Raw genomic sequence first — 26,608 nt, 5'->3', positions numbered from 1 at the left:
GCGTGTGTCCCGCGTGTGTCCCGCGTGTGTCCCGTCGAGTGATCGCGAGAGCCAAACCGCGCTACGATGCACGCACACTCGATCGCGCGCATGCCCTTCGCTCACGCGATCATCGCTGTTCGCGCAGACAACGCGGAAACAACGCGGAGACAACCTTGACTCAACAAACGGATCTGATCGTCGCGCGTCCCGAGGGCCTGTACTGCCCTCAAGGCGACTTTCATATCGATCCGTGGCAGCCCGTCGAGCGCGCGGTCATCACGCATGCGCACTCGGATCACGCGCGTGCCGGACATCAGCACTATCTGGCCGCCGAACCCGGCGCGCGCGTGCTGCAATCGCGCCTGCCCGACATCTCGCTGCGGACGCTGCCGTATGGCGAGCGCATCGCGATCGGCGGCGTGCAGGTGTCGCTGCATCCGGCGGGGCATGTGCTGGGCTCGGCACAGGTGCGCGTCGAATATCGCGGCGAAGTGTGGGTCGCATCGGGCGACTACAAGCTCGACCCCGATCCGACCTGCGTGCCGTTCGAGCCTGTGCGTTGCGACACGTTCATCACCGAATCGACATTCGGCCTGCCCATCTACCGCTGGGACGCGCCGCAAGTCGTGTTCGACGGCATCGACAGCTGGTGGCGTCACAACGCGGCGACGGGCCGCGCGTCCGTGCTGTTCTGCTATTCGTTCGGCAAGGCGCAGCGCATTCTGGCGAGCGTCGATGCAGGCATCGGGCCGATCTTCTGCCATGGCGCCGTCGAGCCGTTGAATCGCGCGTATCGCGAAGCGGGTGTCGCGTTGCCGCCCGTGCGGCTCGTCGGCGAGATTCCCGCGCGCAACAAGGATGTGTTCCGCCAGGCGCTCGTGATCGCGCCGCCGTCGGCGCAAGGCAGCGCGTGGCTGCGGCGCTTCGGCGACTATAGCGATGCGTTCGCGTCGGGCTGGATGCGTCTGCGCGGCACGCGCCGCCGACGCGGCGTCGATCGCGGCTTCGTGCTGTCCGATCATGCCGACTGGCCTGCGCTGCAAACGGCCATCGCCGCGACGGGCGCGCGCCGCGTGATCGTCACGCACGGCCAGGTGGAGCCGATGGTGCGCTGGCTGCGCGAACAGGGCCTCGAAGCGGGTGCATTCGCAACCGAGTACGGCGACGATGCAGTCGAAGCCGACGCAGCCGCCGGCACGGAAATCGATACTGCGCCAGGCTCAAACGCAGCGAGCGCAGCCACCAGCGAAGCGGAGCGCGACACGTCATGAAGCGCTTCGCCTCGCTCTACGCGGCACTCGACGCGACGACATCGACGCGCGACAAGCTCGATGCGCTGATCGCCTATTTCTCCGCCGCGCCGCCCGCGGACGCCGCCTGGGCATCGTACTTCCTCGCGGGCGGCAAGCCGCGCCAGTCGGTGCCGACGCGCCTGCTCACCGAGATCGCGCGCGCACGCGCGGGTTTGCCGGAGTGGCTGTTCGAAGAGTCGTATCAGGCCGTCGGCGATCTGGCCGAGACCATCGCGCATGTGCTGCCGCCCGCCGAACGGACGTCCGAGCTCGGCCTCACGCAATGGATCGAGGAACGCATCCTGACGCTGCGCGGCACGTCGCCCGAGGCGTTGGGCGAACGGCTTCCTGCGTACTGGGACGAGCTCGACTGGAGCGGCCGCTTTCTGTTGACGAAGCTGATCGGCGGCGGGTTTCGCGTCGGCGTTGCGCGTCAGCTCGTCGTGCGCGCGCTCGCGGATGTCGCGGGCGTCGATCACAAGCTGATCGCGCAGCGCATGGTCGGCTGGACCGATTCGAGACAGGCGCCCGACGCGGCGCGCTATCTGCGGCTGATCGCGCCCGCGCCCGCAAGCGGCTCGCACGACGACGACGAGCCCGCGCGCGTGCTGCACGAAAGCGAACGCGGGCTGCCGTATCCGTTCTTTCTCGCGCATCCGTTGCAGGCCGATCCGTCGACGCTCGGCGATCCTTCGTCGTGGTTCGCCGAATGGAAGTGGGACGGCATCCGCGCGCAAGTCGTGAAGCGCGATGGCCGCGTGTGGCTCTGGTCGCGCGGCGAAGACCTGATCACCGATCGCTTCCCCGAAGTCGTCGCGTCGGGCGAAGCGCTGCCCGATGGCTACGTGCTCGACGGCGAGATTCTCGCGTGGGAGCCGGACGCGCTCGCGCCGCTGCCGTTCGCGCGGCTGCAACCGCGCATTACGCGCAAGTCGCTGACGAAGCGCGTGCTCGCCGAATCGCCCGCCGCGTTCCTCGCCTACGATCTGCTCGAAGCGAACGGCAACGATCTGCGCATGCAGCCATTGCAGCAACGGCGCGAGCAACTCGACGCGCTCGCGGCCCGTCTCGCGAATACGCTTGCGAAGGATCTGCTGCGCGTGTCGCCCCTGGTCGTCGCGAGCGACTGGAGCGCGCTTGCCGCGCTGCGCGACGAGAGCCGCGAGCGCGGCGTCGAAGGTCTGATGTTGAAGGACCGCGCGTCGATGTACGGCGTGGGCCGCACGAAAGCGTCAGGGACATGGTGGAAGTGGAAGATCGATCCGTATTCGATCGATGCCGTGCTGATCTACGCGCAGCGCGGCCACGGTCGGCGCGCGAGCCTCTACACGGATTTCACGTTCGCCGTATGGGACGAAGCCGACGGCGTGCGCACGCTCGTGCCGTTCGCGAAGGCCTATTCGGGTCTTACTGACGAGGAGATGCGTGAGGTCGATGCGATCGTGCGCAGGACGACGGTCGAGAAATTCGGCCCCGTCCGCAGCGTCACGCCGACGCTCGTGTTCGAGATCGGCTTCGAAGGCATTCAGGCAAGCCCGCGCCACAAATCGGGCGTGGCCGTTCGCTTTCCGCGCATGCTGCGCTGGCGCACCGACAAGCATATCGACGACGCCGATACGCTCGCGATGCTCAAAGGCTTCATCGACGGGCGCGCACGCTGATCGCAGCCACGGCAGCATGCCCGACGCGTTCTTTGTGCATTCTAGCCATTGGTGTCAAAATAACGTTTCGGGCCATTCCACGACTGAGACTGAGGGAAAACATGGCAGGAGTTCGTCAATTCAACGAGGACGACGCGTTCGTGCACGCGCTGGACGTCTTCTGGCGCAAGGGCTATCGCGCGACATCGATGCTGGATCTCGCCGAGGCCACGGGCGTGCAGCGCGGCTCGCTGTACAACGCATACGGCGACAAGGAAGAGATCTTCATGCGCGTATTCGAGCGCTATGCGGAGCGTTTCGTCGCCGATGCGCGCAAGGCGCTCGACAAGCCCGATCTGCACGATGCGCTGACGTCGTTCTTCACGTTCGCGATCCGCTCGATCACGCAAGGCTCGCCGACGCGCGGCTGTCTGTCGACGAAGGCGGCCGTCGAGATCGAGCCGGAGTCACCGCGTCTGCGCGAGGCCTTGCAGACCATGCTCGACGCGCTGGAGGCGGCGCTGCTGTCCGTGCTCGACACGAAGGAAGCGCGCGCGCAATTGACGCTGCCGCCGCAGCAGGCGGCCAGCCTGATCGTCACGACGACGCGCGGCATCGCGGTGATGGAGCGCGTCTACGGTGATCCGAAGAAACTGAGGCAGACGGCGTTCGCGCTCGTCGATGCGCTTGTGCGCAAGCACTAGGCGTTGCGTTTCATTTTGCGTTTCATCTTGCGTTTCGCTTTGCGTTTCGCTTTATCAGGCAGCGCGTTTCGCGCCGCCCGCATGCGCGTCATCCGTCGATCCGATCAGTCGATTCGCGTGGCTCGACACGCATGCGTGACGTACGGCACCGTCACGACATCGCGTGACGCCAGCGCAGGCTCGGATGCGATCAGCGCGCGCACCTCGCGTTCCACCTCGGCCCATTCGTCGGGCGGCAACGCGAGAATGAAGCTCGTCGAATGCACGCGCTTCACGATCACATCGTCGATGGAGCCTGTATGGCCATGCGGCATGTGCCGCCCTTCGAGTTCCGTGAAGCCTTCGAACGGGAACGCGTTGCGCCACTTGCCCGTGTGATAGCGCGGCACATCGCCCTCGCGCACGCTGACGATCGCATCGAGCCGCGCGACCCAGTCGACGCGCGCATCGCGCACGTTCCACACGAGCCCGAGATGCCCGCCGGGTTTCAGCACGCGACGAATCTCGGCGAGCGCCTCGCGCGTCGCGAACCAGTGGAACGACTGCGCGCAAAGCACGGCATCGACGGATGCATCGCCGAACGGCAACGATTGCGCAGTGCCTTCGCGCACGTCGGCTTGCCGTAGCGCAGCGGCGAGCTGCGCGCGCATCTTCGCGACGGGCTCGACGGCCACCACCTTCGCGCCCGACTCGATCAGGCGCGGCGTGAACTTGCCCGTGCCCGCGCCGAGATCGACGGCGACCTTGCCGGGCCCGAGCGCCAGATCGCCCGTCAGCCAGCCCGCCAGTTCGGACGGATAGTCGGGGCGGCCTTTCGCGTAAGTGTCCGCGCCCTTCGTATAGCCCTCGGCTGCGGCGTGGTGAACGTCATCCGTTTTGTTGTGGGTCATGTCGGCAACCCGGAGTATCGAAGCGCTTCATTGTGAACGATCCGCTCGCGCATCAGCAAATGCGCGGGCCGGCGAACACCGCGATGGATGACGCGCTGCGGCATCCGCTTGCGTGCGTCAATCGTGCGCATACCATGCGTATATCGCTGCAATGGGCATCGCGATTGCGAGAGCTTGCGAGACTGTCGCCACGGCGCATGCAGCGCGATAATGGTTCGCATCCGTCAGCACGATGCGCAGGGAGTCGGCGATGCAAGGCAGCCAGCTAACCGTCTACGCGGCAACCACGGGCCCGTGCAAGCACCACAAGAATACCGTCGACTGGATACTCGACGAGGCGCAGCACGCGGGCCTTCGCGGCGCGACCGTCATTGAGATCAGCGAATGCATCGACGTGCACGGCAAGTATCACGCCGCGCGTTTTCTCGAACTCGCCGATCAGCCGCGCGCCGTTACGCTCGTGGGCGATAACGCGCGCGTCGATGCGCTGCTCGATCGCTTGCGGCATGGCGGTGTGCTGCTCTTCTACACGCGCTGTCCCGTCGAATTCGAGGTACTAGGCGGCGACGTTCCGTGAAAACGCGTAATCTGCTTCACACCGGCGCGTGGGCCGCGCCGCACGGACTGCGACGCACGGGCTCGCACGACGGCGTGCAAACAACCGCGAACATACAGAACAAAACACGCGGACGCTTTTCGACACGCGATGCTGCGCGACAGCAGTTTCGCGCAGCATGCCGATATCAGGAGAATCGCGATGAAAACAGAGCCAAGACTCTTGCACGATGTCGGACTGTTCGAAGCGGTGTTTGCATGTGTCCACGACACGGTTCCTTCCGTGCGCGAGGGCGCGATGTTCGGCTGCCCGGCCGTGTTCGTCGGCTCGCATCTGGCGTTTTGCGTGTATGGCAGCGGGATCGGCATCAAGCTGCCCGCCGAACGCGCCGCGATGCTCGTCAATGCCGGCCGCGCCTTCGCCTTCCAGCCGTATGGGCGCTCGGCGATGCGCGAATGGGTCGAGATACGGATTCCGCGCGAACGGGTCGGCGAAATCGCACCTGTGCTGATCGAAGCGATCGAATATGCGCGGCATCACATCGGTCATGCGGACGGCAAGGCCTCGTCGGCTTCGGCGTCGCGTGCATAGCGGACCGTTGGTTTCACTCGCTGGAAATGCGCTGACACGGGTCATCGCACGATTCGAGAATCCATCGTTCATCGTGCTGATGAGCGAGACGGATGCTTTCCCGCACGCCTTGCGTCTGGACCGCTTTTACTGCGACGCGCCCTTGGCTTTATTCGCCTCCTCATTCGCTGCCGCGTTCGCCGCCGCAGCCGCTGCGGCCACGGCCGATGCCGCAGACGCCGTCACAGCCGCGGAATTATCGCGCTTGTACCCGCGCTTTTCGGTGATCGAGCTGTAGACGATCGTCGCAATCAGCAGCCACACGGCGACGACGATAAACACGGTGATGCCAAGCGTCTCGCTTCGCTTCTCGCGCAGATCGTTCATGGATGCACTCCGTCGGGCACACGCCCTCGTCGACGGGCGCGCCACGTGGGCGAGGCCGCGCTGCACGATCGATCAGCGCCCTTTCCCGACCACGGCAGCCCGCGCGGGCAACGCCGTCTCCTGTTTGATCCATTGCATCCTCGCAAGATCCATCGATGATGGGACGCCAGCAGGCTCATAGCGCCTGCGACCGTCATGAGGCCGGTGGTGCACGCGCTGCATCGCAGCGGGCGATAGCGTTATCCTGCGGGATCGCATATCGCCACATGGACGAAGGAACATACATGCCGTCACTTTTTGACCTCGATGGACGCACTGCTCTCGTCACGGGCTCGACGCGCGGCATTGGCCTTGCGCTCGCCGAAGGGCTCGCACAGGCGGGCGCGCGCGTAATCATCAACGGCACGCGCGAGCAGGCCGTCGCCGATGCCGTCGACGCGCTCAATGCGAAACTGCCCGATATGCAGCGTGCGAGTGAACGCGCGAATGGCCTGGCAAATGGCTTGGCAAATGGCCCAACGAATGGCCGCGCGATCGAGCGCGCGATTGGCCGTGCATTCGACGTCACCGATGAAGCCGCCGTCGGCGCCGCATTCGAGCAGTGGGACAGCGAGGGCATCGACGTCGATATTCTCGTCAACAACGCGGGCATCCAGTTCCGGCAGCCGCTCGTCGACCTGAAGCTCGCCGACTGGCAACGCGTGATCGACACGAATCTCACGGCGGCGTTCATCGTCGGCAGAGAGGCGGCGCGCCGGATGATTGCGCGCGGCAAGGGCGGCAAGATCATCAACATCGGCTCGCTGACGAGCGAAGCGGCGCGCGCGACGGTCGGCGCATACACGGCGGCCAAGGGCGGCATCAAGATGCTCACGCGCGCGATGAGCGCCGAGTGGGCCCCGCACGACATTCAGGCGAACGCCATCGGCCCCGGCTACATCCTCACCGACATGAACGCGCCCCTCGTCGCCGATGCGTCGTTCGATGCGTGGGTGAAGAGCAGCAATCCCGCGCGGCGCTGGGGCAAGCCGGAAGAGCTGATCGGCACGGCCGTGTATCTCGCGTCGGCGGCATCGAGCTATGTGAACGGACAGATCATCTACGTCGACGGCGGCTGGCTTGCCGTGTTGTAAGCCGCACCGTTGCAGCCACAACGTCGTGGCGCGCGCGGGACGGGCTATGCAATAATCAGCGGTCACTTACATCGCTCGCCGCCCGTGCCGCCTGCTATCAAGGCTTTTACCGCTCCCATCATCGTCGCCTGCGCGATGTTCATGGAGAGCGTCGATGCGAACGTCATCGTCACTGCGCTGCCGGAAATGGCGCGCGCGTTCGGCCGGGACCCCGTCACGCTGAAAATCGCCGTCACCAGCTACGTGCTTGGGCTTGGCGTGTTCATCCCCGTATGCGGATGGCTTGCTGACCGCTTCGGCGCGCGCTCGGTGTTCCGCACGGCGATCGGCATTTTTGTCGTCGGTTCGCTGCTGTGCGCGGCATCGACGTCGCTCGCGCCCTTCACGGTGGCGCGCTTCATTCAGGGCGTGGGGGGCGCGATGATGGTGCCCGTCGGGCGCATCATCATCTTCCGCGTCGTGGACCGCTCCGAGTACGTGCGCGCGATGAACTACCTGAGCGTGCCCGCGATGCTCGGGCCCGCAGCGGGGCCGCTGCTCGGCGGCTTCATCACGACGTATCTGCACTGGCGGCTGATTTTCTTCATCAACATTCCCGTCGGCATTCTCGGCATCTGGCTCACGAACAAGTACATCAAGAACACGCGCGAGCCGCATCCTGGGCCGCTCGACTGGACGGGCTTCATTCTGTCGGCGGGCGGCGCGTCGCTGTTCCTGCTGGGGCTGTCGCTCACCGACGGCGAACTCGTGACGGGCACCACGGCCGTCGTGATGACGCTCGTCGGCGCGGCGATGCTCGGCCTCTATGTGCTGTATGCGCGGCGTGCCGAACGTCCGCTGCTCGATCTGCGTTTTTTCCGCGTGCCGACGTTCCAGGCGAGCGTGCTCGGCGGATCGCTGTTTCGCATCGGACTGGGCGCCGTGCCGTTCCTGCTGCCGCTCGTGCTGCAGGAGGGGCTCGGCATGAGCGCGTTCGAATCGGGGCTGATCACCTGCGCGTCGGCGTTCGGCGGCATTTTCATGCGCACGCTCGCGGCCACGGTGTTGCGCCGCTACGGCTTTCGCACGGTGCTGATGTACAACGCCGCGTGCTCGGGCATGGCGATTGCCGCGTGCGGCGTGTTCTTTCCGGGCACGCCGACGTGGCTCATCTGGGTCATCGTGCTGCTTGGCGGCTTCTTCCCGGCGCTGCAGTTTACGAGCCTCAATTCGATGACTTACGCCGAGATCGAAAGCCGCGACGTGGGCCGGGCGACGAGCCTCGGCAGTGTCGTGCAGCAAATTTCGCTTGGGCTCGGCGTGACGGTTGCGGGCATCGTGCTGCAGATCACGCGAGCGTTGCATGGCCATTCGGCGCTGCAATGGCAGGATTTCTGGCCGGCGTTTGTGGTGGTCGGGTTGTGTTCGTTTGCGTCGATTCCCGTTACCAGGCGGTTGTCGCCGAATGCCGGCGATGAGATCGTGAGGGGTAAGCGGGAAGTGACGACCAAGGCCTGACTTTTGTCTGCGACGCTGGTTGGTTTTTTGGCTTGCCGCCGGCATTTTGCGTATGCGGTTTTTTTTGTCTGCGACGGCTTTTTGCTTTTTGCTTTTATGGCTTGCCGCTGGCATCCGCGATTGCGCCTCGCGGCGCGGGTGTTGCCGCTGCGCGGGGGATTTACAGACTCCGCGCAGGAGCGTAGAAGTACGTGCAAGACCGTAAATCCTTGAGTGAAAAGACTTTGTGGTCCGTACAGCTCCGTGTCAGTTCGCGGTTGTCCGTACCGGATTTCACCCACGGATTACCCACGGGACCCACAGGATACCCACGAACAGAAAAACACGGTGCGCCTCTACGCATGGCTAACGCTCGATACGAGGCAAGCATGGCACGCAGCACCAACATCACCCGCGACCTTCTCGACCGAATCCGCAACGCGGGCGGAACCGGCAAACACCAGGACATCTACGACCACCAGCAGGATTTCATGGTCCGCGTGACGCCAGCGGGCGTCATCAGCTTCTGTTACCGCTACAGGAAGCCCGACGGTACATACGGTCGCAAGACCATCGGCCGCTATCCCGGCAAGACCGTCTCCGAAGCGCGCGCCGCCGCGCTTAAATTCACCCAGGACCTGGAGCACAAGACCGACACGCCCGGCGAGATTCCCCGCAAGCGCGAGAAGGCCTCGAGCGACGCCAGGGCGGCAATGGTTGTGCCGACCATCAACGGCTTTCTTGACGACCGCTACGCGAAGCACCTGCGCCTGAAACTGACCAGGAAGGAGCAGGCCGAGCGGACCATCAAGGAGATTCGCAAGATGGGCGGTGCGATGCCCGACGCGCTGAACATCATCGACGACGAGACGATTCTCGACTGGATTTACGACGAACTGGAAAAGGAAACCAGTACCAGCAAGCCCATGAAACCGGCGACCGTCGCGCGCAAGCTCAAGTCCCTGTGCGGTCTTTTCACGCTTGCCGTCGACTGCCGGATCATCGACCGCAATCCTGTTTCCTCCGTGCAGAAGAAACACAAGGCGCTACTGGACGAAGGCGAACCGCGCGACCGATGGCTGTCCTATGACGAACAAGAACGCCTGCGCGATGCGCTCGACCGGCGCGAAGCCGCTTTCCGCGCGCGGTATGACCTGATTCGCAGCAATCCCCGCTTCGATCCGGTTTACCGGCTCGACGATCCATTTATCGATCCCGTCAAACCCGCCGTTGTATTCTCGTTCCGTACCGGCCTGCGCCGCGGCGAGCAGATGCAACTGACATGGCCTGACATCGACTTCCAGCGCGAACGAATCCGTGTGCGGGGCGCGACGAGCAAGGGCGAAAAGACGCGCTACGTGCCGATGTGCCAGGAGGTTATCGATTTGTTGACCGCGTGGAAGGCACAGACATGCCGCGACGGTGTGCAGCCGATACTCGTGTTCGGCAATGCGGTGGGCGAGCCACGCCGGGAAATCAGGGCGTACCGCGACGTGCTCGCCGACGCACAGATCGAGGACTTCACCTGGCACGACCTGCGACACACGTTCGCGACACACCTCGCAAAAGCAGGCGTGCCGATCGAGCGTATCAGCCGGTGGCTTGGACACACGAATATCCAGCAGACGATGCGCTACGCGCACCATTGCCCCGACCAGCAGCGCGAACATATCCGCACGCTCGACAGGCGCAGCGCAGCGAGCGAGGCGCGCGCCGCAGCCTGACGATTTAGCAAGATTCTTCGCATAATCGGCCCCCGCACTGCGGGGGCTTTCTGTTTGTGGCAACGCTGAATGCGAGTTGACGAATATTTTGCGAGTCCATCACAGGTCATCGCCGGGAGTGCCGCTGTCCGCCTGGGTCGCGACAGTTTTGCAGAAATACGGTCAAAACCTTGCGCAAGAATCCACCGCAGCCGTCGCTTTACGGCGTCGCACAGATGAATACGATACGGCTACGAACGCTTACGAACGGATGCGAACCATGCCGTACCCCGACCCTATACCGACGCCCGAGCGCGTTGTAGTGTCGATTCCCGAGTTCTGCACGCGCTATCGCATCGGCAAGACTTTTTATTACTCGTTGCGCGCCAAACGAAAAGGACCGCGTGAGCTTCGCCTGTCCGCGCGCCCCTCCCGCCAATCAGGTAACTTCGAAACGACGCCGCTTGCGGATGACGACAACTGGCGCCAGCCCTGGCGATGTTGCAGGCTGCGCAAGCGGCTTAACAGGGGGTTCTTCCATCCTTTGTCGGCGCGCCTCGTAGCCCTGGCTGCGCACATTGTTTACCTTATGTCTGCGGTTCTGCGTGTAGGGATGACCTACGCCCCGAGCCTGGTTCTGCTGCATATCCCGTTCTTCTGCAGGACAGGCGTGCGGTCGTGATGTCTCTTTCATGGCTGTTCAGAACTGCACCGTCGCCTGCACCCCGACCGTCGCGCGCGCGGTCGGGAATGCTGCCGGTTTATAGATCGGCGTCCCCACGAACAGGTCATACGAGAACCCCGCATACCTGGCCGGTACACCGCCGCGAATGCCGATTACCGCGCCTGCGAGTTGCGTACCCGCCAGGAATGCCGTGTTCGGCCCGAACACGCGCCCGTAGTCGATCCCCGCATAAAGAGACTGTCCCGTCTGTCCGATCGGCCATTGCAGTTCGTTGCGCCAGTAAAAGCCTTTCTCTGCCGCAAGCATCGTTTCGCCGTCGAAACCGCGCACCGTGTAGCGGCTTCCGATTGTCAGATCGTCGATGAAAAACAAAGTGTCGTTCGTGTACTGGCCGTGAACGGTTGTCACGTAGCGGAAGTTCTGTGACGCGATGGAAAACGGCACCGATAGGTTCGCATCGAGCACGACCATTTTGTACAGGTATGTCGCGCGCGGCTTGCTGTCGTCCGTTGGGGAATACAGCGTCGGGTCAGGGTCGCCCGTTGCGCCGAGGTCGTGAATGCCCTGTCGGTACGCAAGCGTGCCGTCGAACTGCGATGCGCCGAAGTAATGGCGGTCAGTCAGTCCCGCCTCGATGAACGTGTTGTTGCGCTGCTGGATCGGCATGGTCGTGCCGTCGATGAAGCTCTCGCCGAAACGCTTCGATACTTGCAGTTCCATACCGAATACGTCGTTCTGGCCGCGCGAGAGCACGCGCGCGAGACGCAGCGCCGCTGTCTGTGCATTGCCGCTGGAGACAAATGTCTGGTTCACGCCCGCGATGTTCTGAAAGTAGGTGTTCGTGTTGCCCGACAGTGTCGCGGTCCAGTAGCCCCACGGCACGGAATACGAACCATTGAAACCGTGCGAGCCGAGCGTCTTGTTGCCGAATGACAGGTCCTGGTTTGCGCCGAGCGTCAGCACGTCGTTCAGCCCGAGCGGGTTATCAAAGCCCACGCTCACGTTGCCTTGCCACTTGCCGGTTGCTTTCGTACCGCTGTTGTCGACCGACGCAACGAAGCTCCAGGGCTTCGAGCGCTTGACCGTAATCACGACATCACTTTCGCCAGGCGCATCCGTTGGCTCGATCTTCATGTCCACGTCCTGCGACGCGACGCGCTTCATCTGCTCTAGGCCCTGTTCGAGGTCGCGCAGGTTCAGCAAGTCGCCGTCGCGCGCAGGAAACGCCGACTTCCATGTGCCGCGTGTTTCCGGATCTGCAAAGCGCAGATGCCGCACGACGCCAGGCACGAGCGCCACTTTCAGCGTGCCCGCCGATACGTCCTGTTCGGGCAGCAGCACGCGCGTTGTCACATAGCCGCGCGAGAGAATGGCCTGTTGCAGATCCTTCGTGAGCGTGTCGAGTCCGGCCTTGCCGACGCATTGCCCTCGGTAGTGATCGAGCCATTCGCGCGCGAACGCGAATGGGTCGAGCGGTAGGGCCGATGCGCCCTGTTTGCGGATTGCATTGGGCAGTGTCGACGGTACGTCGAGCGCGAACGTGTCGATACGGAAACACGGCGATTCAGTGGGCAGCACGGGAAAGCCTTCGGCCTTCGGTGCGGTCGAGCGCACGGCAGGAGCGTTGACGGTCTGCGCGCGATGCTGCGCGTCACGTTGCTGCTGTAGCTGCTGGTTCTGTTCCGCGTTCGCGCGTGCGGCGGCGGCTTCGTCTGCTGGTATCGGTGCGCGCTGTGCAGACGCGAGTGTTACCAGGGCTGTGAGCGGCAACGCCGCCAGCCTCTTGCTTATTTTCATTTCGTTTCCGTATTTGGTGACTAGAACACTATGGCGCGACTACGGATCGCTGCTGTGCCCTGTGCTGCGAGATAACCAACTATGGCGAGCAACGCAGAAAACGGAAAAGCAGCAAACCAAAGTTGTAGTGGCTGTCTGGTAAGCACATAGACGGGCATCGCGACAAGCCATGCCAATAGAACAGAAAAGCAGACGTGTGCGAGCCGGTCATTTGCAATACGACCCGTGAGAATTCCATAGACCAATGGCGTTAAGAGCACATTCGATGACATCAGGCCGATAGCTACCAACGGAGTTCCACGCAAAAGGTAGCCGATTCCAATCCCGCCCAAAGGCGGCACGACTGCAACAAGCAGAAAAGGCACAAACCATTGTCGGAGCCGAAATTGCCACTCGGTTGAGTCGCCCTCGTGGGCGTTCAATCGGCGACCCACTAGTTGTGCCAATTTGCAACCGATAGCACCGACCGCGCCGGCTACGATGCATCTTGCAAAATTGAATCCGTGCGTCTGGTCGAACAGGCCGGCGAAGAAACCCTCAAAGATAGCCAACGCAAACACAACGCCAAAGGCGGAATAAAGCCGAATTTTCTTTCTCATTTGTTAATGCCAGATTTCTTTCATGCAATGAGCGACCTGTGGACGCTGCCGTGAACAACACTACTTCTTATCTTTGTCGTCCTCTATATCGGCGGCGCTTTTCTCGCAGTTGATGGCACGAAGTTCCTTGGACACCTGATAGGTGATGGCAAAAAAGAACGTCACGTATGCCGGTATGCCTATGAGCATAGGGCGCCAACCGGCCCCCTTCGCCATCGAGACAAGTAGGATAAACAGTGGTAGCGCGCAGGCTGCGCAGTATGCGATTCCCGCGCGCCGATAAATATCCCGCCTCCGTTTAGAGATCGTCATTTGCTTCTCGTTTTGTCGGTAGCATTAGTAATCGCGTTTTGTGCAGGGCCGGACATGATTTGATTGATTTGGTTTATAACGTTGCCAACGCGTCCGGGCATCATCGTGGTCATGACAGTCCCGAGTGCGGCTGAACCTGCTCCAATGCTGCCGGACAGGTCTGCACTTCCAGAATTTGTCGCTGCCGTTGCACCGAATGCCCCCGCACCGCCTATGGCAGAGTTATACGCACCGACAACTATCTTTCCAGCCGTACCAGCATTCTCACCGAGCGTATCCAAGGGTAACAATAACGGCGTCATTGCCGCGCCGATACCTCCAACCGTAAGAGACTTCCCGACGTCCGGCGTATCCGTGGATAGGCCCAACGCATGACTAATTGCGTCTCCGGCAAGGTCGTAAGCCGTACCTATTCCCCAAGCGGCGGCAATACCTGGAGCCACTGCACCAAGTGCTACAAGGCCCGTCGCGGCGCCTGCCGCGAGGCCAATTTGCGGATGCGTGTCATGTCCGGGTAGCGCTTTTTGCTCTGGCGTCAGTGAACCGTCCTTGTTGCCACCAAGAAGCGGATTGTTGTATTCCGCCGGAGTTGCAGTGAAAAGATTGCCGGCGTTCTGGCTGATGTACGCGACGGCCGTCGCGTCCCCGCCAGGTCCTTTACTCGCCGCAGCATCGACGAGCCGGTATCCGTTTGCCAGAAGCATGTTTTGAGCCTGTTCTGGCGTTATGTCCTGGCCTGTCTTGTCCTTATAGAACTGCGCAAAATTCTTCGCATTATCCTTGGCCCACTGACGCTCATCGGGGTGCAGTTGCCGGTTGAAACGGTCGACGTTATACGCGGACGAGCCACCGGCATCGCCGCCAATCGCTGCGCCCGCTGCCGTCGCCAGTCCATTCGCAACGATGTTGCCGAGCGCCTTGGTCATATCAGAATTGCCAGTCAAATCAGCAACCGTGCCGCTCAGTTCGTTCAGCTTGCCCTTCACGTTGATGTCGAACCCGCCCGAACCCGCGTGAATCCCGGCCTGTTCGTTCACGCCCGCATAGCTACCGTTCGCGCTGCCGTTCGTATGGCTGAAGCTCGCGCTGCCGCCGCCCTGACTGATCGCGATGCCGCCGCCCGTGCTTTCCTGATGCGCGTTGCTGGTCATTGTGTCCTGCACGCTCGCGACGTTCAGGTTGCCGCCAATGTCGCCATTCACCTGGCGGCCGTTCACATTCGCGCCGATAATGTTCGTATCGCCGCCCGAAATGATCGTCACAGTATTCGCAGCCGTGACATGCGTATTGTTCTGCATAGCCGCGTCGCTGTTCGCGTTGCCGTGCGCGGCCGACGCCGACGCATCAACACCCCATCCCTGTGTGCCATACGACACGCCCACGCTCGCGCTGCTGGATTCATTCGTGCTGTGTGTCGAATCGGTATCTCTCGTATTGACGAGATTCACCTGGTTCTTCGCGGCAAGGACCACGTCGCTTGCGTTTACATTGGAACCGGAAATCGTGACGTTACCGCTTGCCGATGGTCAGGTCGTCGATGTAGAACAGTTTGTCGTTCGTGAACTGGCCGTGAATGGTCGTCACGTAGCGGAAGTTCTGTGAAGCGATAGAGAACGGCACCGAGAGGTTCGCATCGAGCACGACCATCTTGTACAGGTATGTCGCGCGCGGCTTGGTGTCGTCGGTCGCGGAATACAGGGCTGGGTCGGGGTCGCCCGTTGCGCCGAGGTCGTGAATGCCCTGTCGATACGCAAGCGTGCCGTCGAACTGTGCCGCGCCGAAGTAGTGACGGTCGGTCAGGCCCGCCTCGATGAATGTGTTGTTGCGGTCCTGGATGGGGGCTGTCGCGCCGTCGATGAAGCTCTCGCCAAAGCGCTTTGACAGTTGCAACTCCATACCGAATACGTCGTTCTGGCCGCGCGAGAGCACGCGCGCGAGTCGGAGCGCGGCCGTCTGCGCATTGCCGCTGGAGACAATTGTCTGGTTCACGCCCGCAATGTTCTGGTAGTAGGTGTTCGTGTTACCCGAGAGCGTCGCGGTCCAGTAGCCCCACGGCACGGAATACGAGCCATTGAAGCCGTGCGAGCCGAGCGTCTTGTTGCCGAATGACAGGTCCTGGTTCGCGCCGAGCGCGAGCACGTCGTTCAGGCCGAGCGGATTGTCGAGGCCGACGCTGACGTTGCCTTGCCATTTGCCTGTTGCTTTCGTGCCCGAGTTGTCGACGGACGCGACGAAGCTCCAGGGCTTCGCGCGCTTCACCGAAATGACGACGTCGCTTTCGCCTGGTGCTTCGGTTGGCTCGATCTTCATGTCCACGTCCTGCGACGCCACGCGCTTCATCTGCTCCAGGCCCTGTTCAAGGTCGCGCAGGTTCAGCAGGTCGCCGTCCCGTGCGGGAAACGCCGACTTCCATGTGCCGCGTGTGTCCGGGTCGACAAAGCGCAGATGCCGCACGACGCCAGGCACGAGCGCCACTTTCAGCGTGCCCGTTGATACGTCCTGTTCGGGCAGCAGGACGCGCGTTGTCACGTAGCCGCGCGAGAGAATGTCCTGTTGCAGGCCCTTCGAGAGCGTGTCGAGTCCTGTCTTGCCGACGCATTGGCCCTTGTAGTGATCGAGCCAGTCGTGCGCGAACGAGAACGGGTCGAGCGGCAGCGCTGACGCGCATTGTTTGCGCATCGCATCGGGAAGTGTCGACGGTACTTCGAGCGCGAACGTGTCGATACGGTAGCACGGCGATTCAGTCGGAAGTACGGGAAAGCCTTCCGCCTGCGGTGCCGCCGAGCGCACGGCTGGAGCATTGACCGTCTGCGCGCGCTGCTGTGCGTCGCGCTGCTGCTGTAGTTGCTGGTTCTGTTCCGCGTTCGCGCGTGCGGCCGCGGCTTCATCGGCTGGCGTCGGCGCGCGCTGCGCGGACGCGAGTGTTACCAGGGCTGTGAGCGGCAAGGCCGCCAGCCTCTTGCTTAACTTCATAGTTGGGTTAGTCCCTGATTTTGCGCGCGACGTGGCGAGCGGCCGAAGGCCGCTGCCGTCTAGTAGTGCTGTCGCGCTTTGTCTTGTTTAGGCGTTTGGCATCTTTGCGCGTTGCCACGCTGCCGTTTCTGAATCTCGCCACGCGTGCCAACCCAGAGGCAAATCAGCAAGTAGCGCAACCGAAGGATCGCGCATCACAATTTGCTCAAGGCTTACAAGCACCGCGTCAGCTTCGGCCAGTTCAGGCGCGCTTGTGTGAAACTGCCACGCTCCGTCATCAAGGTCGTGCGTGACATATGCAATCCATTCCTGATCGTCAAAGATATGGCGATTTGCAAAAACCGAAACATTTCGAGGATCACTAAAGGGCCAGTGTGCCATTGCGTCAGCCGACCCGATATATCAAGTCGAATCCCCCGCCTTGAACTATCTCGCGAGCCTTTCGGATGAACTGCAACGCTTCCGATGATGGTTGAAATTTCATCGCGATTTCGATTTCGCACCTACACCCCTTCGCGTCAGGATAATGCTGCTCTAACTCACCACCCTCAAGAAACCGAAGATAGCTGTTGATCTTCTCTTGCAAGAGAAGCAAGTGCTCGTCTACGGGCTGCGTCCATTCGAGATGGTCGGTAATGATTAAGCGAGCGATTCCCTTGCTTGGATCAACACCGACGATATCGACCACGTTTGTATCAACAATAGACATGATTTATTTGCCTACACTATTTAAAGGAGGCCGAACGATTTCAACCTTGGTAGGCGGTATTACCGTCCCGCCTTCGAAGCCGGGCTTACCTTTGCCCACAATAACCGCACCTTGGCTCTCGACCAACGGAAACGCCGCCGCCTGATTCTTCGTCAACGGAGCAGAGTCCGACGATTTGCATTCGATGCAGCCAATATTGCCATCAGGATCACGAGTCATTATATCGACGCGGGTACGCGTTCCGTCGCTGGTCTTGATCGTTACCTGTTGTCCGACTTGCGGATATTGAGCTCGCGCAGCATCCGCCTTGTCGTTTTCGAAAGCGTCACCTTTCGCCTTGTTATCCTGAACGTTTAAATTCGCATATCCGTCGTCGTAACCAGCGATAGTACTGCTTGATGCTGTGCCCCCGGCAATTGCTTGTCCCGCGCTAGAGTCAACTAGCACAACACCAGGGCTTTGCGCGGGCGGCTTGCCGCCGCCCATCCCGACTGTAGCAGCAAGCCCGTTGGCTGTGCCCTGAGCGACCAGGTCAGAAGGTGATTCTGACATCTTTGCTTTCGTGTCATCCTTCGCCATCCTGCCGACCTGGCCGACCACAGAAGCAACAGCGTTCGTCCAGGCATTCTTCAGATCGAGCACGCCGCTAACAGCGTTCGCGATTGCACTGTCGAGGAACTGGCTGCCCGTGCTGCCTTTGCCTTGTCCGTTCGTTCCGTCGCGGTTATACAGGTCAGAGTTCGCCGCAGTGAAAGTGCCCGAGTTCCCGCCGACCAGTCCGCCGATCCCGCCCGCAATGATGTTCGCCGCGACGTTGCCCGCTGTCAGTCCCGGATCGGCGCCTTCGCCGTTGCCGCTGCTGAACGTGTCCGCAAGCTGGTTCAGCTTGCCGCCGATGGCAGCCGACAGGCCCGCGCCGACCGCGCCGCCGACGGCGCTCCCGCCGCCCAGGCCCGCGATCAGTGCGCCGCCCGCCGTGTGCAGCGCGACGCGGTACGTGCCGCCTTCATCCCACTTGTCGGCCTCGGCCTGATACTGTGCCGCGAGTTCGGTATCGCCCGATGCCTTCGCCTGGTCCGCCGCCTTTTGCGCTGCGTCGTGCTTCGCGTTTGCAATCGCGCCGATCTGCGTCGCGACGGCCGAACCCGCTGCACTGGCCGCGCCCATCATGTCGGCCTGCCTGTCCAGCAGGTTGTTCACGTCCGGCAGTTTCGCGATCGTGCCATTGGTATTCGACGTGTCGCGGTTCAGGCCCGCCACGTCCTGCGTCTGGTGCGCGGTGTCCGTGACATTGACCGTGCCCGCGCTGATACCGCTTGCCGTCGTGGCGCTGCTGCTGCCGCTGTCGTTCTGGCTCAACATCGGCGTGACGCCGCCTGCATTGCCGACCGACGATACGCCCGTCCCCTTCGTCGGCGCGCCAACCGATGCGCCTGCGCTGAACCCGCTGCTCGACGCGCTGTAGTCTGAATGGTTCTGCACGTCCGACCAGGTTAGCGTGCCCGTCGTCAGTGTGTTCTTCGATGCGTCCGCGTCGCTCGCGATCACGGCCCCCTTGAGGTCCGTACTCCCCTTGACGTTGACATCGAACCCGCCCGAACCTGCGTGAATCCCGGCCTGTTCGTCCACGCCCGCATAGTTGCCATGTGCATCGCCGTGCTGCGAACTGTAGTTCGCGCCGCCGCCAGCCTGACTGATGCTCACGCCGCCGCCGGAGCTTTCCTGATGCGCGTTGCTGACGGTCGTATCCTGCACGCTCGCGACGTTCAGATTGCCGCCCACATCGACGGATACCTGCTTGCCGTTCACGTTCGCGCCGACGATGTTCGTATCACTGCCCGACGTGATGGTCACGCTGTTCGCGCCGTTGACGTGCGTGTTGTTCTGCATCGCGGCGTCGCTGTTCGCATCGCCGTGCGCCTTCGACATCGACGCATCGACACCCCATCCCTGCGTGCCATACGACACACCCACGCTCGAACTGCTCGACTGGTTCGTGCTGTGCGTGGTGTCCGTGTTCGTCGTGTTGACGAGATTGACATTGTTCTTCGCGGCAAGCAGCACGTCGTTCGCGTTCACGTCTGAACCGGCAATCGTCACGTTGCCGCTTCCCGGCGTGCCGTTGCCTGTCGCGGCGAACGCGGCTGTGCCCCCGGCCGTCACGGTCGAACCTCTCTGCGTCGTGCTGTCTTCCGTGAATGTGTTCTTGCTTTGGCTGCTGCCAAAGCTGAGTTCGACCTTCACATCGGGTTTGCCGCCCGCGAGCGATTCGCCTGCTGCTGCCGCATCGCCTACCGACGCAATCGCATGAAGGGTGGATGCGCGCGAGTCCTGGCTGTTGCCCGATGCGTGCGCCTGGTCAATGGCGCCCTGGATCTGGTCGACCAGTCCGCCCGCAAGACCGAGCGTAAAGCCGCTCTTGCTGACTTCGTGCGTCTCGTCGTGGTGCGTCGTACCCGTGGCCGCGTCAATCGTCACGTTCGCGCCGGTACCTGTCACATCCTGCGCGGCGATCAGGTCGCTGCCCGTCACATGCAGGTCATTACCCGCCGACAGATGAACACTGCCGTCCGTGCTGCCAACCAGACTCGCGTTGTTCGTCACCGAACTGTCGTGCGTCGTGTCCTTCTGGTCGCTGTGTCCATAGGCAATGGCCGCGCCGCCCGTACCGCCCAGGCCTGAATGCGTGGCCTCGTGGAATGTGCTGCTCTGGCTCGTATCCTGCGATGTGTTGACGGTCAGGTTGTTCGCCGCCGCAAGCGTGACGTCATGCGTCGCTGCGACGGTCGACCCGCTAATGGTCATGTCGTGACCGGCTGCGCCCGTGACCGTATCGCCCGATACCGTCGAGCCGTTTGCGATCACCTGATGCGAACTGGCCGCATCCGTTGTCGTGTCTTTCGACAGGAAGCCCGAATGCTCGTCATGCGACCAGCGTTGCGCATCGTGTGTCTCGCTGACACTGCCGATCGTCACGTCGCCCGTCGAAACGAGTCTGACGCCGCCGCCGTTCGCATCCGTCGCAACGGTCGAACCGAGCACGGCCAGATTGCCGCTACCGTTCTGACCGGCTGCCAGCGTGATGTTGCCGCCTGCGCTGACGTTCGAACTCTGTACCGCTTCGTCATAGCTCGAACTCGTGTACTGGCTCGTGCTGTCGGCAAGCGACTTCTCGCTGTGCGTGTGCGTGTCTTTCGCGGCCGTGACGGTCAGGTTGCCGCCCGCGATCATCGCCGTGTCGCCGCCCGAGCGAACCGTGGCATCCGTGAGCGTCGTATCGCGTCCCGATACGGTCGTCACACTGCCGCCCGCGACGATGGCGCTCCCCAGGTTCTGTTTTACAGCGTCGTGATAGCCAAACTGGTTGTCGTGGCTGGTCAGTTCGTTGGTGGCGGTCAGCGTTGTCGTGCCGGCGTTGATATCGCGGCCCGCAGCAATGGCCGCATTCCCGCCCGCCTGGACCAGTGCGCCGTTCAGGTTCACATCGCGGCCCGCGATGACGGTCGCGCTGTTCGTCGCCGAAATCGTGCCGTTGGCATCGACGCCCGTACTGGTCACGCTGCCCGTCAGCTTGCCCGCGCTATACGTTTTCGATGCCTGGGTCGTCTGCGTCTCGTTGATGACGTCGCGACCGGCCTGCACGATGACATCGGCCCCGCCGATACGACCGCTTGTGTTGCGCACGTCCTGAACGGCTGCAACGGCCGTCGTGCCCGCGCTGCCGATGATGCCGCTGTTCGTGATGTTGTTGCCGATCACGGTTGTCGCGAGATGGCTCGACACGTGACCGCTGTTGTTCACGTCGCCGCTCGCGTTCAGGTTCACTGCATTGCCCGCGACCAGCGCGCCGCTGTGCGTTAGATCGACCGTGCCCGACTGCGCGAGATACACCTGTGGCACAAGGACCGTCTGATGCGAGCCATCCGGCAATGTCACGTCCTGCGAGACGAGCCACACCATATCGGTTGTCAGTTGCGACATCTGCGCGGGCGTCAGCGCAATACCGGGCTCCAGCCCGAACGCCTTCGCATACGCGACGCCGCTGTTCATCAGCGCCGTGTATTCGTCGAGGTTGTCGGTGTAGCCCGCGAGGAACGTGCGGCCCGTCAGTTGCGTGACCTGGTTGCGGATCAGCGTTTCCTCATACAGCCCGTCGCCGAGGCGCTTTTCGACTTCCATCGGATTGAGGCCGAGCTGTCCGAGCATGTAGTCGCTCGAAATGAAATTCGCGTACTGCGTGAAACGCGGATCGGTCGCAATCAGGTACGTGGCACCGGGCGCGGTGTTGTAGCTGTACAGGCCGCTCGTCGGCAGTTTCAGATTCGGTATGCCGCCCGTCGCGCCGCCGACCGTCTGCGGACGTGACGACTGGCCGCTGACGGTGCCCGTCTGCGTACCGTCCGCGCTGCCGCCCGTGACACCGGACCCGGCCACCGTCTGACCCTGGCGGTTCACGGAGTTGATCGTGATCGCCTGCGCGTCGGTCTGGACGTTCTGGTTCGACGTGGCGATTGCGGGAAGCGCATCGACGGTGGTCGTCGACTGCGTGATGCCATCCGATATCGGCGGGGTGGTGAAACTGCTGCCACCTGTTTTCTGATGCCAGTAGAAGATCGAACTCGTATCCTGCTCAACCGTCTGTTGCAGGACCGTGCCCGTATCGTTGACGCTGCCGCCATTCGCGCGCCGTACCAGGTCGCCGCCCGCCGCCATCGTCGACGACTGGTTGTTGATGCTGCCGTTGTCCGCATTGATGCGGATTGCGCCTTGCGCCTGGATCGTCGCCGCGTTGCCCGCGCTCACGAGCTGGTCGGTCGTGGTCGTCGTGCTGGACGTGCGGGAGATTTCGGCGTAATCGTGCGTGCCGTCGTTGTTCAGGCCGTTGCGCGTCTGGACCTGATCCGGCCTGATGTTTTTGTTCGGATCGAAGTCCGGCCAGAAGACAATCGAATACGTGCCGTCGCCGTTGTCGGTGAGGCTGTTGTACCACTGCTTCGGGTTGTTCGTGATGGTGCGCGTCTGCGTGTTGGGCGTGCTGCACTGCGTCGGGTCGGTGGCGCACATCATGGCAGTGGCCCCCGGATTGGGGTCGTACTGATCCTGTATCGGCTGCGTGAGCGAGAATGTCTGTGCTGTCGTATCGAGGTTCGTGACCTGGTCTTTCGGCACTGTCACCGTGATCGGGTGCAGCAGGTGGCCCACGACGCCATAGCCCAATGCGCCGTCGCTCCATCGCCATTCGGGATGAAGCAGGCTGTAGTAGACCCCCATGTCGTCGGCGGGCAGGCCCGCTGTCCAGATCGTCAGCGTGGTCGAGCCTGCGTCCTGCGGCGTGCCTGCCTGCGTCTGCACGCCTGTGCGCAGGTTGTTGACCGTGTTCGCGGCGATGTCGATATCGCCGTCCGCCTCGATGGTCGCCGCGCTGTTCGTGAGCGTGCCCGTCTGATTCGCGAGCAGGCCCGAACTGTCGCGCATGCCGTCTCTGCCGATTTCCAGATTGCCCGCGCTGTAGATGAGCGCGCCGTCCGCGTTCGTGACGGAGTTCTGCGCGTACACATGAACGCTGTTCGCGCCCGCGATCACCGCTGCGGCGCCCGTATTCTGCACGTCGTTGGCGTTGACCGTGACATCGTTGCCGATCACCGCGCCGGTATTGTTGAATGCGCTGCTGTTCGTCGTGACGGTATCGCCCTCGATGCGGCCGTCGTTCTGCAAGGTGCCAGCAGCGTTGACGGTCGTGTTCGATGAATTGATATCGCCCGTTGCCGTGTTGACGATGTTCGCGGCTGTTGTCGTAAGCGCACCGTTGGCGGCGAGTGTCCCGGTGTTGGTGAGCGTGCCTGTGGCGCTCACGTTCATGTCGCCGTCCGCGTGCAGGTTGTTCGCCGCGCCGTTCGTGTAGTCGCCGTTCACGGCCAGCGACAGGTTGCGCCCCGCGATCATCTCGCCCGAGCCAGTGACCGCGCCGCTCACCGTGACATCGCGGTTCGCCCGGATCGCGCCGCCTGCGTTCGACAGCATCGCGAGCGCCGCCGAAATGTCGTAGCCCGCCAGCAGCAGGCCCGCGTCGTTGATGAGCGTCGCGCCTGGCTGGTTGATGTTGAACGCCGTGCCGCCGTACATCATGCCGCTGGTGTTGTCGATCCGGTACGCGACATTCAGGTTCAGCGCACCGCCCGCGACGAGGTTTGCGCCCGCGTTGTTCGCGAGGTTCTGCGCGTTGACGGTCACGTCACCGTTGCCGCCGAGCGTGCCGCCCGTGCCCGTGATGTCGGTCGAGGACGTGACGGTCGTCGCGCCGTCGCCTGCGTTTGTCAGCTTGCCCGTGGTGTTGTCGATGCTCGCAGCGGATACGTCCACCGTGCCGTGCGCGCCGTTGGCTGACAGCGTGCCCTGCGCGTTGACGAGCGCGCCGCCCGCATTCACAGCCAGGTTGCCCCCCGTCTGTGCGGAACCTGTGGCGTTGTCAAACGCGCCCTGTGTGGAGACGGTCAGGCCGGCCCTGCCATAGAACAGGCCGCTGCGGTTGACGATGCCGTTCACGGCATTGATCTGCGCCGCGCCTTGGGCCGACGCGGTGCCGTTCGTGTTGTCGAGACTCGCGGCGGTTGCGTTCAGTGCGCCGTTCGTGACGATCTGGCCTTGCACGTTCGACATCGCGCCTGTGCTGCTGACGTTGAGCGCGCCTGTGCCCGCGTGCTGGATTGCGCCGTTGTCGTTGGTGATGCCATTCGCGGATACCGTCAGGTTCGTCGCGTTCGACGCGATCGTGCCGCCTGTGTCGTCGAGCGCGCCGCCCGCGCTGATGGTCTGGTCTGCCGTGCCGTACTGCGTGATGTTGCCGCCGCGATTAATGAGGTCGCCTGGCGTCGCGAGATTGACCGTATCGCCCTCGATGTCGCCGGTTGTGTTGTCGATGGACGAAGCGCGTACCGTCGTCGTCGAACTGGAGAGCGTACCGCCCACATTGTTCAGCGCGCCGTCCGACGACGCATTGAGTGCGCCGCCCGCCGTCATGCTGCCCGCGTGGTTGTCGATGGCTTGCGCGTGAACGGTGGCATCGCCCGCTGCGGACATTTGCCCCTGGTTCGCAAGCGTGCCCGCATCCACGTTCAGCGCACCGTTCGTGCCGATGGTGCCGCCCGGGCCATTGACGAGTGCGCCCGTCGTGGTAAGGGTCAGGCCGTCGTCGTTGAGCGACACGATGCGGCCCGCTGTGTCGTCGAGTGAGCCCGCGTTGATGGTCGCGCCGCCCGCCGACTGGATAACACCCTGAGCATTGCCGAGCGCGCCCGCCGTGTTCAGCCCGAGCGTCGAGCCTGACACCATCTGACCGGCCGCATTCGAGACATTCGTCGCCGATACCTGCATCGCCGCGCCGCTCGATAGCTTGCCTGCGTCGTTCGTCAGCGTGCCCGCTGCGTTCGCGTTGAGTGTGCCGCCTGCCGTCGTCGTCGCGCCGGCGAGATTCAGGTCGCCGCCGCTTGCCGTCAATGCAAGCGCGCCGTTCGCCGACGTGTTGCTGCCCGCAAGACTGACCGACGTGCCCTGTATCGTCGTGTTGCCGCCGCCTTCGTTGCGGCCCGCTGCCATGACCGCGCCCGTCGCGGAGACGGACAGGTCGCCCGCGGTTGCAATCGTGCCGTCGCTGTTCACGCCCGCGCCGAGCGTGCCCGTCGATGCGACACTGCCCGCGCTGACGGTCGTATTCTGTTGCGCGGCGAGTGTGCCGCTGTTGGTGAGCGCGCCCGACGTGTTCGCGCTGACGTTCTGCTGCCCGTAAGTGGTGCCGCTGTTGTCGATGCCATCGCGCGCGCTCGCCGTGATGTTACCGCTTGCGTTCGTCTGTCCCGCGAGTACCAGCTTGCCTTGCGTTGTCAGGATCAGGTCGCCCGCCTGTGCCGCGAGCACGCCCCTGTTCGAGACGCCGACACCGTTCTCCGTGCCCACCAGCCAGATACGGTTTGCGTACATGCCGCCCAGATTGCTCACGTCGATGGACACGCCAGGCGCGGGGCCATTGCACGCAATGGGCGTCGCGTTGAGCGTGTCATGGTCGATGCTGTTCGCGCCCGTGATGACGTTCAGGTTCTTCGCGTAGATCGCGGCGTTGACCTGAACGGCTCTTGCGAGCAGGTCAACCTGATCGACGTTTGAGGCATTGAACCCCGCACCCTGGACCGTGATGTTGCCTTGGGTCACGGTGAACCCCGACACCGAACCGTCCGGCGCAAGGTTCGGCGTGCCCGTCGTCAGGACCGCGCGCGAAGTGTTGATGAAGCCCGCGCCGTCCAGAAGCAGCCCGTTCGGATTCGCGACGATGACCTCGGCGCTGCGGCCCGCAACTTCGAGATAGCCGCGCAGTTGAGACGGCGAATTGCTGTTGACCTGATTGACGATCACGCGCGCCGAGTCGTTCGGCCCGTAGTTCGGGTTGCCATTCACGTAGCCCGCCAGTTGGGTGTTCGTGATCGTCGGCGAATTGTTCAGTATCGCGCCCCGGTTCGACACGTCGAACTGGTTGTACGTGTTCATCGACACGCCCGAGCCCGAGGGTTTGTTGATGTTCACCTGCGGGATACCGTTCTGCGTCGTGATGACGCCAGGCGCATGCGCGCCGCCTGGCACTATCTGCGCGAACGCAAGCACGGGCGCGACGGCCAATAACAGCGCGACGAGACTGCGCAGCGAAAAGCCCGTAACCTGTACGCCCGAAGCGCGGCCCGCGCGTGTCTCGCCCGATTTTCCCGTAGCGGTTGCGGTTTCCTCGACGGCCACGAGCATTCCGCGAATCCGGCTGAATACGAGCCGGTAAGCTCTCTTGTTCATTATTTTTCGTTTTACTAATTAAATAAGCGGTAAACCTAGCCGAAGACCCGCATCATTTCTGTCAAGGTGTGTCAATGCTCGCGCGTGCGCAACACTTCGCGATAATTCGAACTTCTCTGATTGCGGCCCGCGAAATTTGCACGAACCCGGCAGGCGAAAAAAGCCCGCTTGTGGCGGGCTTGAGGTACCAGCTTTTCAGGCCGAACGCTGGTAACGCATGCGCGACTCCGAGAGCTTCACCGCGCAACGTTCCGGCAATGTATAAGGCACGCGTTCCGGCGGTCGATCAGAAAACTCCGAATCTGAAAGGCCATGTAAAGGTCGGTTTCCGAACGCGGGATTGGCTGCCTGCGGGAGGAATGAACTGATGT

At 62.9% G+C, this 26,608-nt stretch carries 17 protein-coding genes and 2 pseudogenes; 9 read left to right on the top strand and 10 right to left on the bottom strand.

Annotated elements, in window-relative coordinates:
* Window positions 1-155: 155 nt before the first annotated feature.
* The 3 genes from AABE10_RS04450 (at window position 156) to AABE10_RS04440 (ending at window position 3,618) form a co-directional block, all read left to right on the top strand.
* A complete protein-coding gene (locus tag AABE10_RS04450) occupies window positions 156-1,253 on the top strand; it encodes a ligase-associated DNA damage response exonuclease (protein WP_342932050.1) in 1,098 nt (365 codons plus the stop codon).
* Window positions 1,250-2,935, top strand: coding sequence for an ATP-dependent DNA ligase (locus AABE10_RS04445; protein WP_342932049.1), 1,686 nt, complete (start codon window positions 1,250-1,252; stop codon window positions 2,933-2,935). Before AABE10_RS04450 ends, AABE10_RS04445 begins: the two co-directional genes overlap by 4 nt.
* 101 nt (window positions 2,936-3,036) lie before the next feature.
* Window positions 3,037-3,618 carry a TetR/AcrR family transcriptional regulator gene (locus AABE10_RS04440; RefSeq protein ID WP_342932048.1) on the top strand — a complete coding sequence of 194 codons (582 nt, stop codon included), beginning with the start codon at window positions 3,037-3,039 and terminating at the stop codon, window positions 3,616-3,618.
* A 104-nt stretch (window positions 3,619-3,722) separates the two neighbouring features.
* Here the strand turns inward: AABE10_RS04440 and AABE10_RS04435 are convergent, their stop codons facing one another.
* A complete protein-coding gene (locus AABE10_RS04435; protein ID WP_342932047.1) occupies window positions 3,723-4,508 on the bottom strand; it encodes a class I SAM-dependent methyltransferase in 786 nt (261 codons plus the stop codon).
* Window positions 4,509-4,758: 250 nt separating this feature from the next.
* On the opposite strand from AABE10_RS04435, the gene AABE10_RS04430 reads away from it, so the two are divergent.
* Together AABE10_RS04430 and AABE10_RS04425 are read left to right on the top strand one after the other, a co-directional pair.
* Window positions 4,759-5,085: a DUF190 domain-containing protein gene (locus AABE10_RS04430; protein ID WP_342932046.1), complete on the top strand. Its 327-nt coding sequence runs from the start codon at window positions 4,759-4,761 to the stop codon at window positions 5,083-5,085.
* A gap of 180 nt (window positions 5,086-5,265) precedes the next feature.
* The gene (locus tag AABE10_RS04425) at window positions 5,266-5,655 is read left to right on the top strand and encodes a hypothetical protein (RefSeq protein ID WP_342932045.1); all 390 of its coding nucleotides are present in this window, start codon (window positions 5,266-5,268) and stop codon (window positions 5,653-5,655) included.
* Window positions 5,656-5,781: 126 nt separating this feature from the next.
* On the opposite strand, the gene AABE10_RS04420 is transcribed toward AABE10_RS04425, so the two are convergent.
* Window positions 5,782-6,021: a hypothetical protein gene (locus AABE10_RS04420; RefSeq protein ID WP_342932044.1), complete on the bottom strand. Its 240-nt coding sequence runs from the start codon at window positions 6,019-6,021 to the stop codon at window positions 5,782-5,784.
* A 284-nt stretch (window positions 6,022-6,305) separates the two neighbouring features.
* On the opposite strand from AABE10_RS04420, the gene AABE10_RS04415 reads away from it, so the two are divergent.
* From AABE10_RS04415 to AABE10_RS04400, 4 genes are all read left to right on the top strand, one after another.
* On the top strand, window positions 6,306-7,154 hold the full coding sequence (locus AABE10_RS04415) for an SDR family oxidoreductase (protein ID WP_342932043.1): 849 nt from the start codon (window positions 6,306-6,308) through the stop codon (window positions 7,152-7,154).
* A gap of 84 nt (window positions 7,155-7,238) precedes the next feature.
* Window positions 7,239-8,651: an MFS transporter gene (locus tag AABE10_RS04410; protein WP_342932042.1), complete on the top strand. Its 1,413-nt coding sequence runs from the start codon at window positions 7,239-7,241 to the stop codon at window positions 8,649-8,651.
* Window positions 8,652-8,842: 191 nt separating this feature from the next.
* Complete coding sequence (locus AABE10_RS04405; RefSeq protein WP_342932041.1) at window positions 8,843-10,354, top strand: site-specific integrase; 1,512 nt, start codon at window positions 8,843-8,845, stop codon at window positions 10,352-10,354.
* A 259-nt stretch (window positions 10,355-10,613) separates the two neighbouring features.
* On the top strand, window positions 10,614-11,015 hold the full coding sequence (locus AABE10_RS04400; RefSeq protein WP_342932040.1) for a hypothetical protein: 402 nt from the start codon (window positions 10,614-10,616) through the stop codon (window positions 11,013-11,015).
* Window positions 11,016-11,033: 18 nt separating this feature from the next.
* Here the strand turns inward: AABE10_RS04400 and AABE10_RS04395 are convergent, their stop codons facing one another.
* The 8 genes and pseudogenes from AABE10_RS04395 to AABE10_RS04360 form a co-directional block, all read right to left on the bottom strand.
* A complete protein-coding gene (locus tag AABE10_RS04395) occupies window positions 11,034-12,815 on the bottom strand; it encodes a ShlB/FhaC/HecB family hemolysin secretion/activation protein (RefSeq protein ID WP_342932039.1) in 1,782 nt (593 codons plus the stop codon).
* A 20-nt stretch (window positions 12,816-12,835) separates the two neighbouring features.
* Window positions 12,836-13,414, bottom strand: coding sequence for a hypothetical protein (locus AABE10_RS04390; protein ID WP_342932038.1), 579 nt, complete (start codon window positions 13,412-13,414; stop codon window positions 12,836-12,838).
* Window positions 13,415-13,474: 60 nt separating this feature from the next.
* The gene (locus AABE10_RS04385) at window positions 13,475-13,726 is read right to left on the bottom strand and encodes a hypothetical protein (RefSeq protein WP_342932037.1); all 252 of its coding nucleotides are present in this window, start codon (window positions 13,724-13,726) and stop codon (window positions 13,475-13,477) included.
* Window positions 13,723-15,243: pseudogene (locus AABE10_RS04380) on the bottom strand (hemagglutinin repeat-containing protein); the annotation flags it as partial. The pseudogene AABE10_RS04380 and the gene AABE10_RS04385, both read right to left, overlap by 4 nt.
* A pseudogene (locus AABE10_RS04375) lies at window positions 15,239-16,699 on the bottom strand (ShlB/FhaC/HecB family hemolysin secretion/activation protein); the annotation flags it as partial. The pseudogenes AABE10_RS04375 and AABE10_RS04380, both read right to left, overlap by 5 nt.
* An 87-nt stretch (window positions 16,700-16,786) precedes the next feature.
* Window positions 16,787-17,080: a hypothetical protein gene (locus tag AABE10_RS04370; protein ID WP_342932035.1), complete on the bottom strand. Its 294-nt coding sequence runs from the start codon at window positions 17,078-17,080 to the stop codon at window positions 16,787-16,789.
* A 4-nt stretch (window positions 17,081-17,084) separates the two neighbouring features.
* Window positions 17,085-17,408, bottom strand: a complete 324-nt coding sequence (locus tag AABE10_RS04365; protein WP_342932034.1) for a DUF6572 domain-containing protein — start codon at window positions 17,406-17,408, stop codon at window positions 17,085-17,087.
* 3 nt (window positions 17,409-17,411) lie between these two features.
* Window positions 17,412-26,237: a hemagglutinin repeat-containing protein gene (locus AABE10_RS04360; RefSeq protein ID WP_342932033.1), complete on the bottom strand. Its 8,826-nt coding sequence runs from the start codon at window positions 26,235-26,237 to the stop codon at window positions 17,412-17,414.
* Window positions 26,238-26,608 lie beyond the last annotated feature (371 nt).

This window comes from Paraburkholderia diazotrophica (assembly GCF_038900755.1).
Lineage (GTDB): Bacteria > Pseudomonadota > Gammaproteobacteria > Burkholderiales > Burkholderiaceae > Paraburkholderia > Paraburkholderia diazotrophica_A.
The sequence above is the reverse complement of the archived record's forward strand: the minus strand, read 5'-3'. Positions and strand labels throughout refer to the sequence as shown.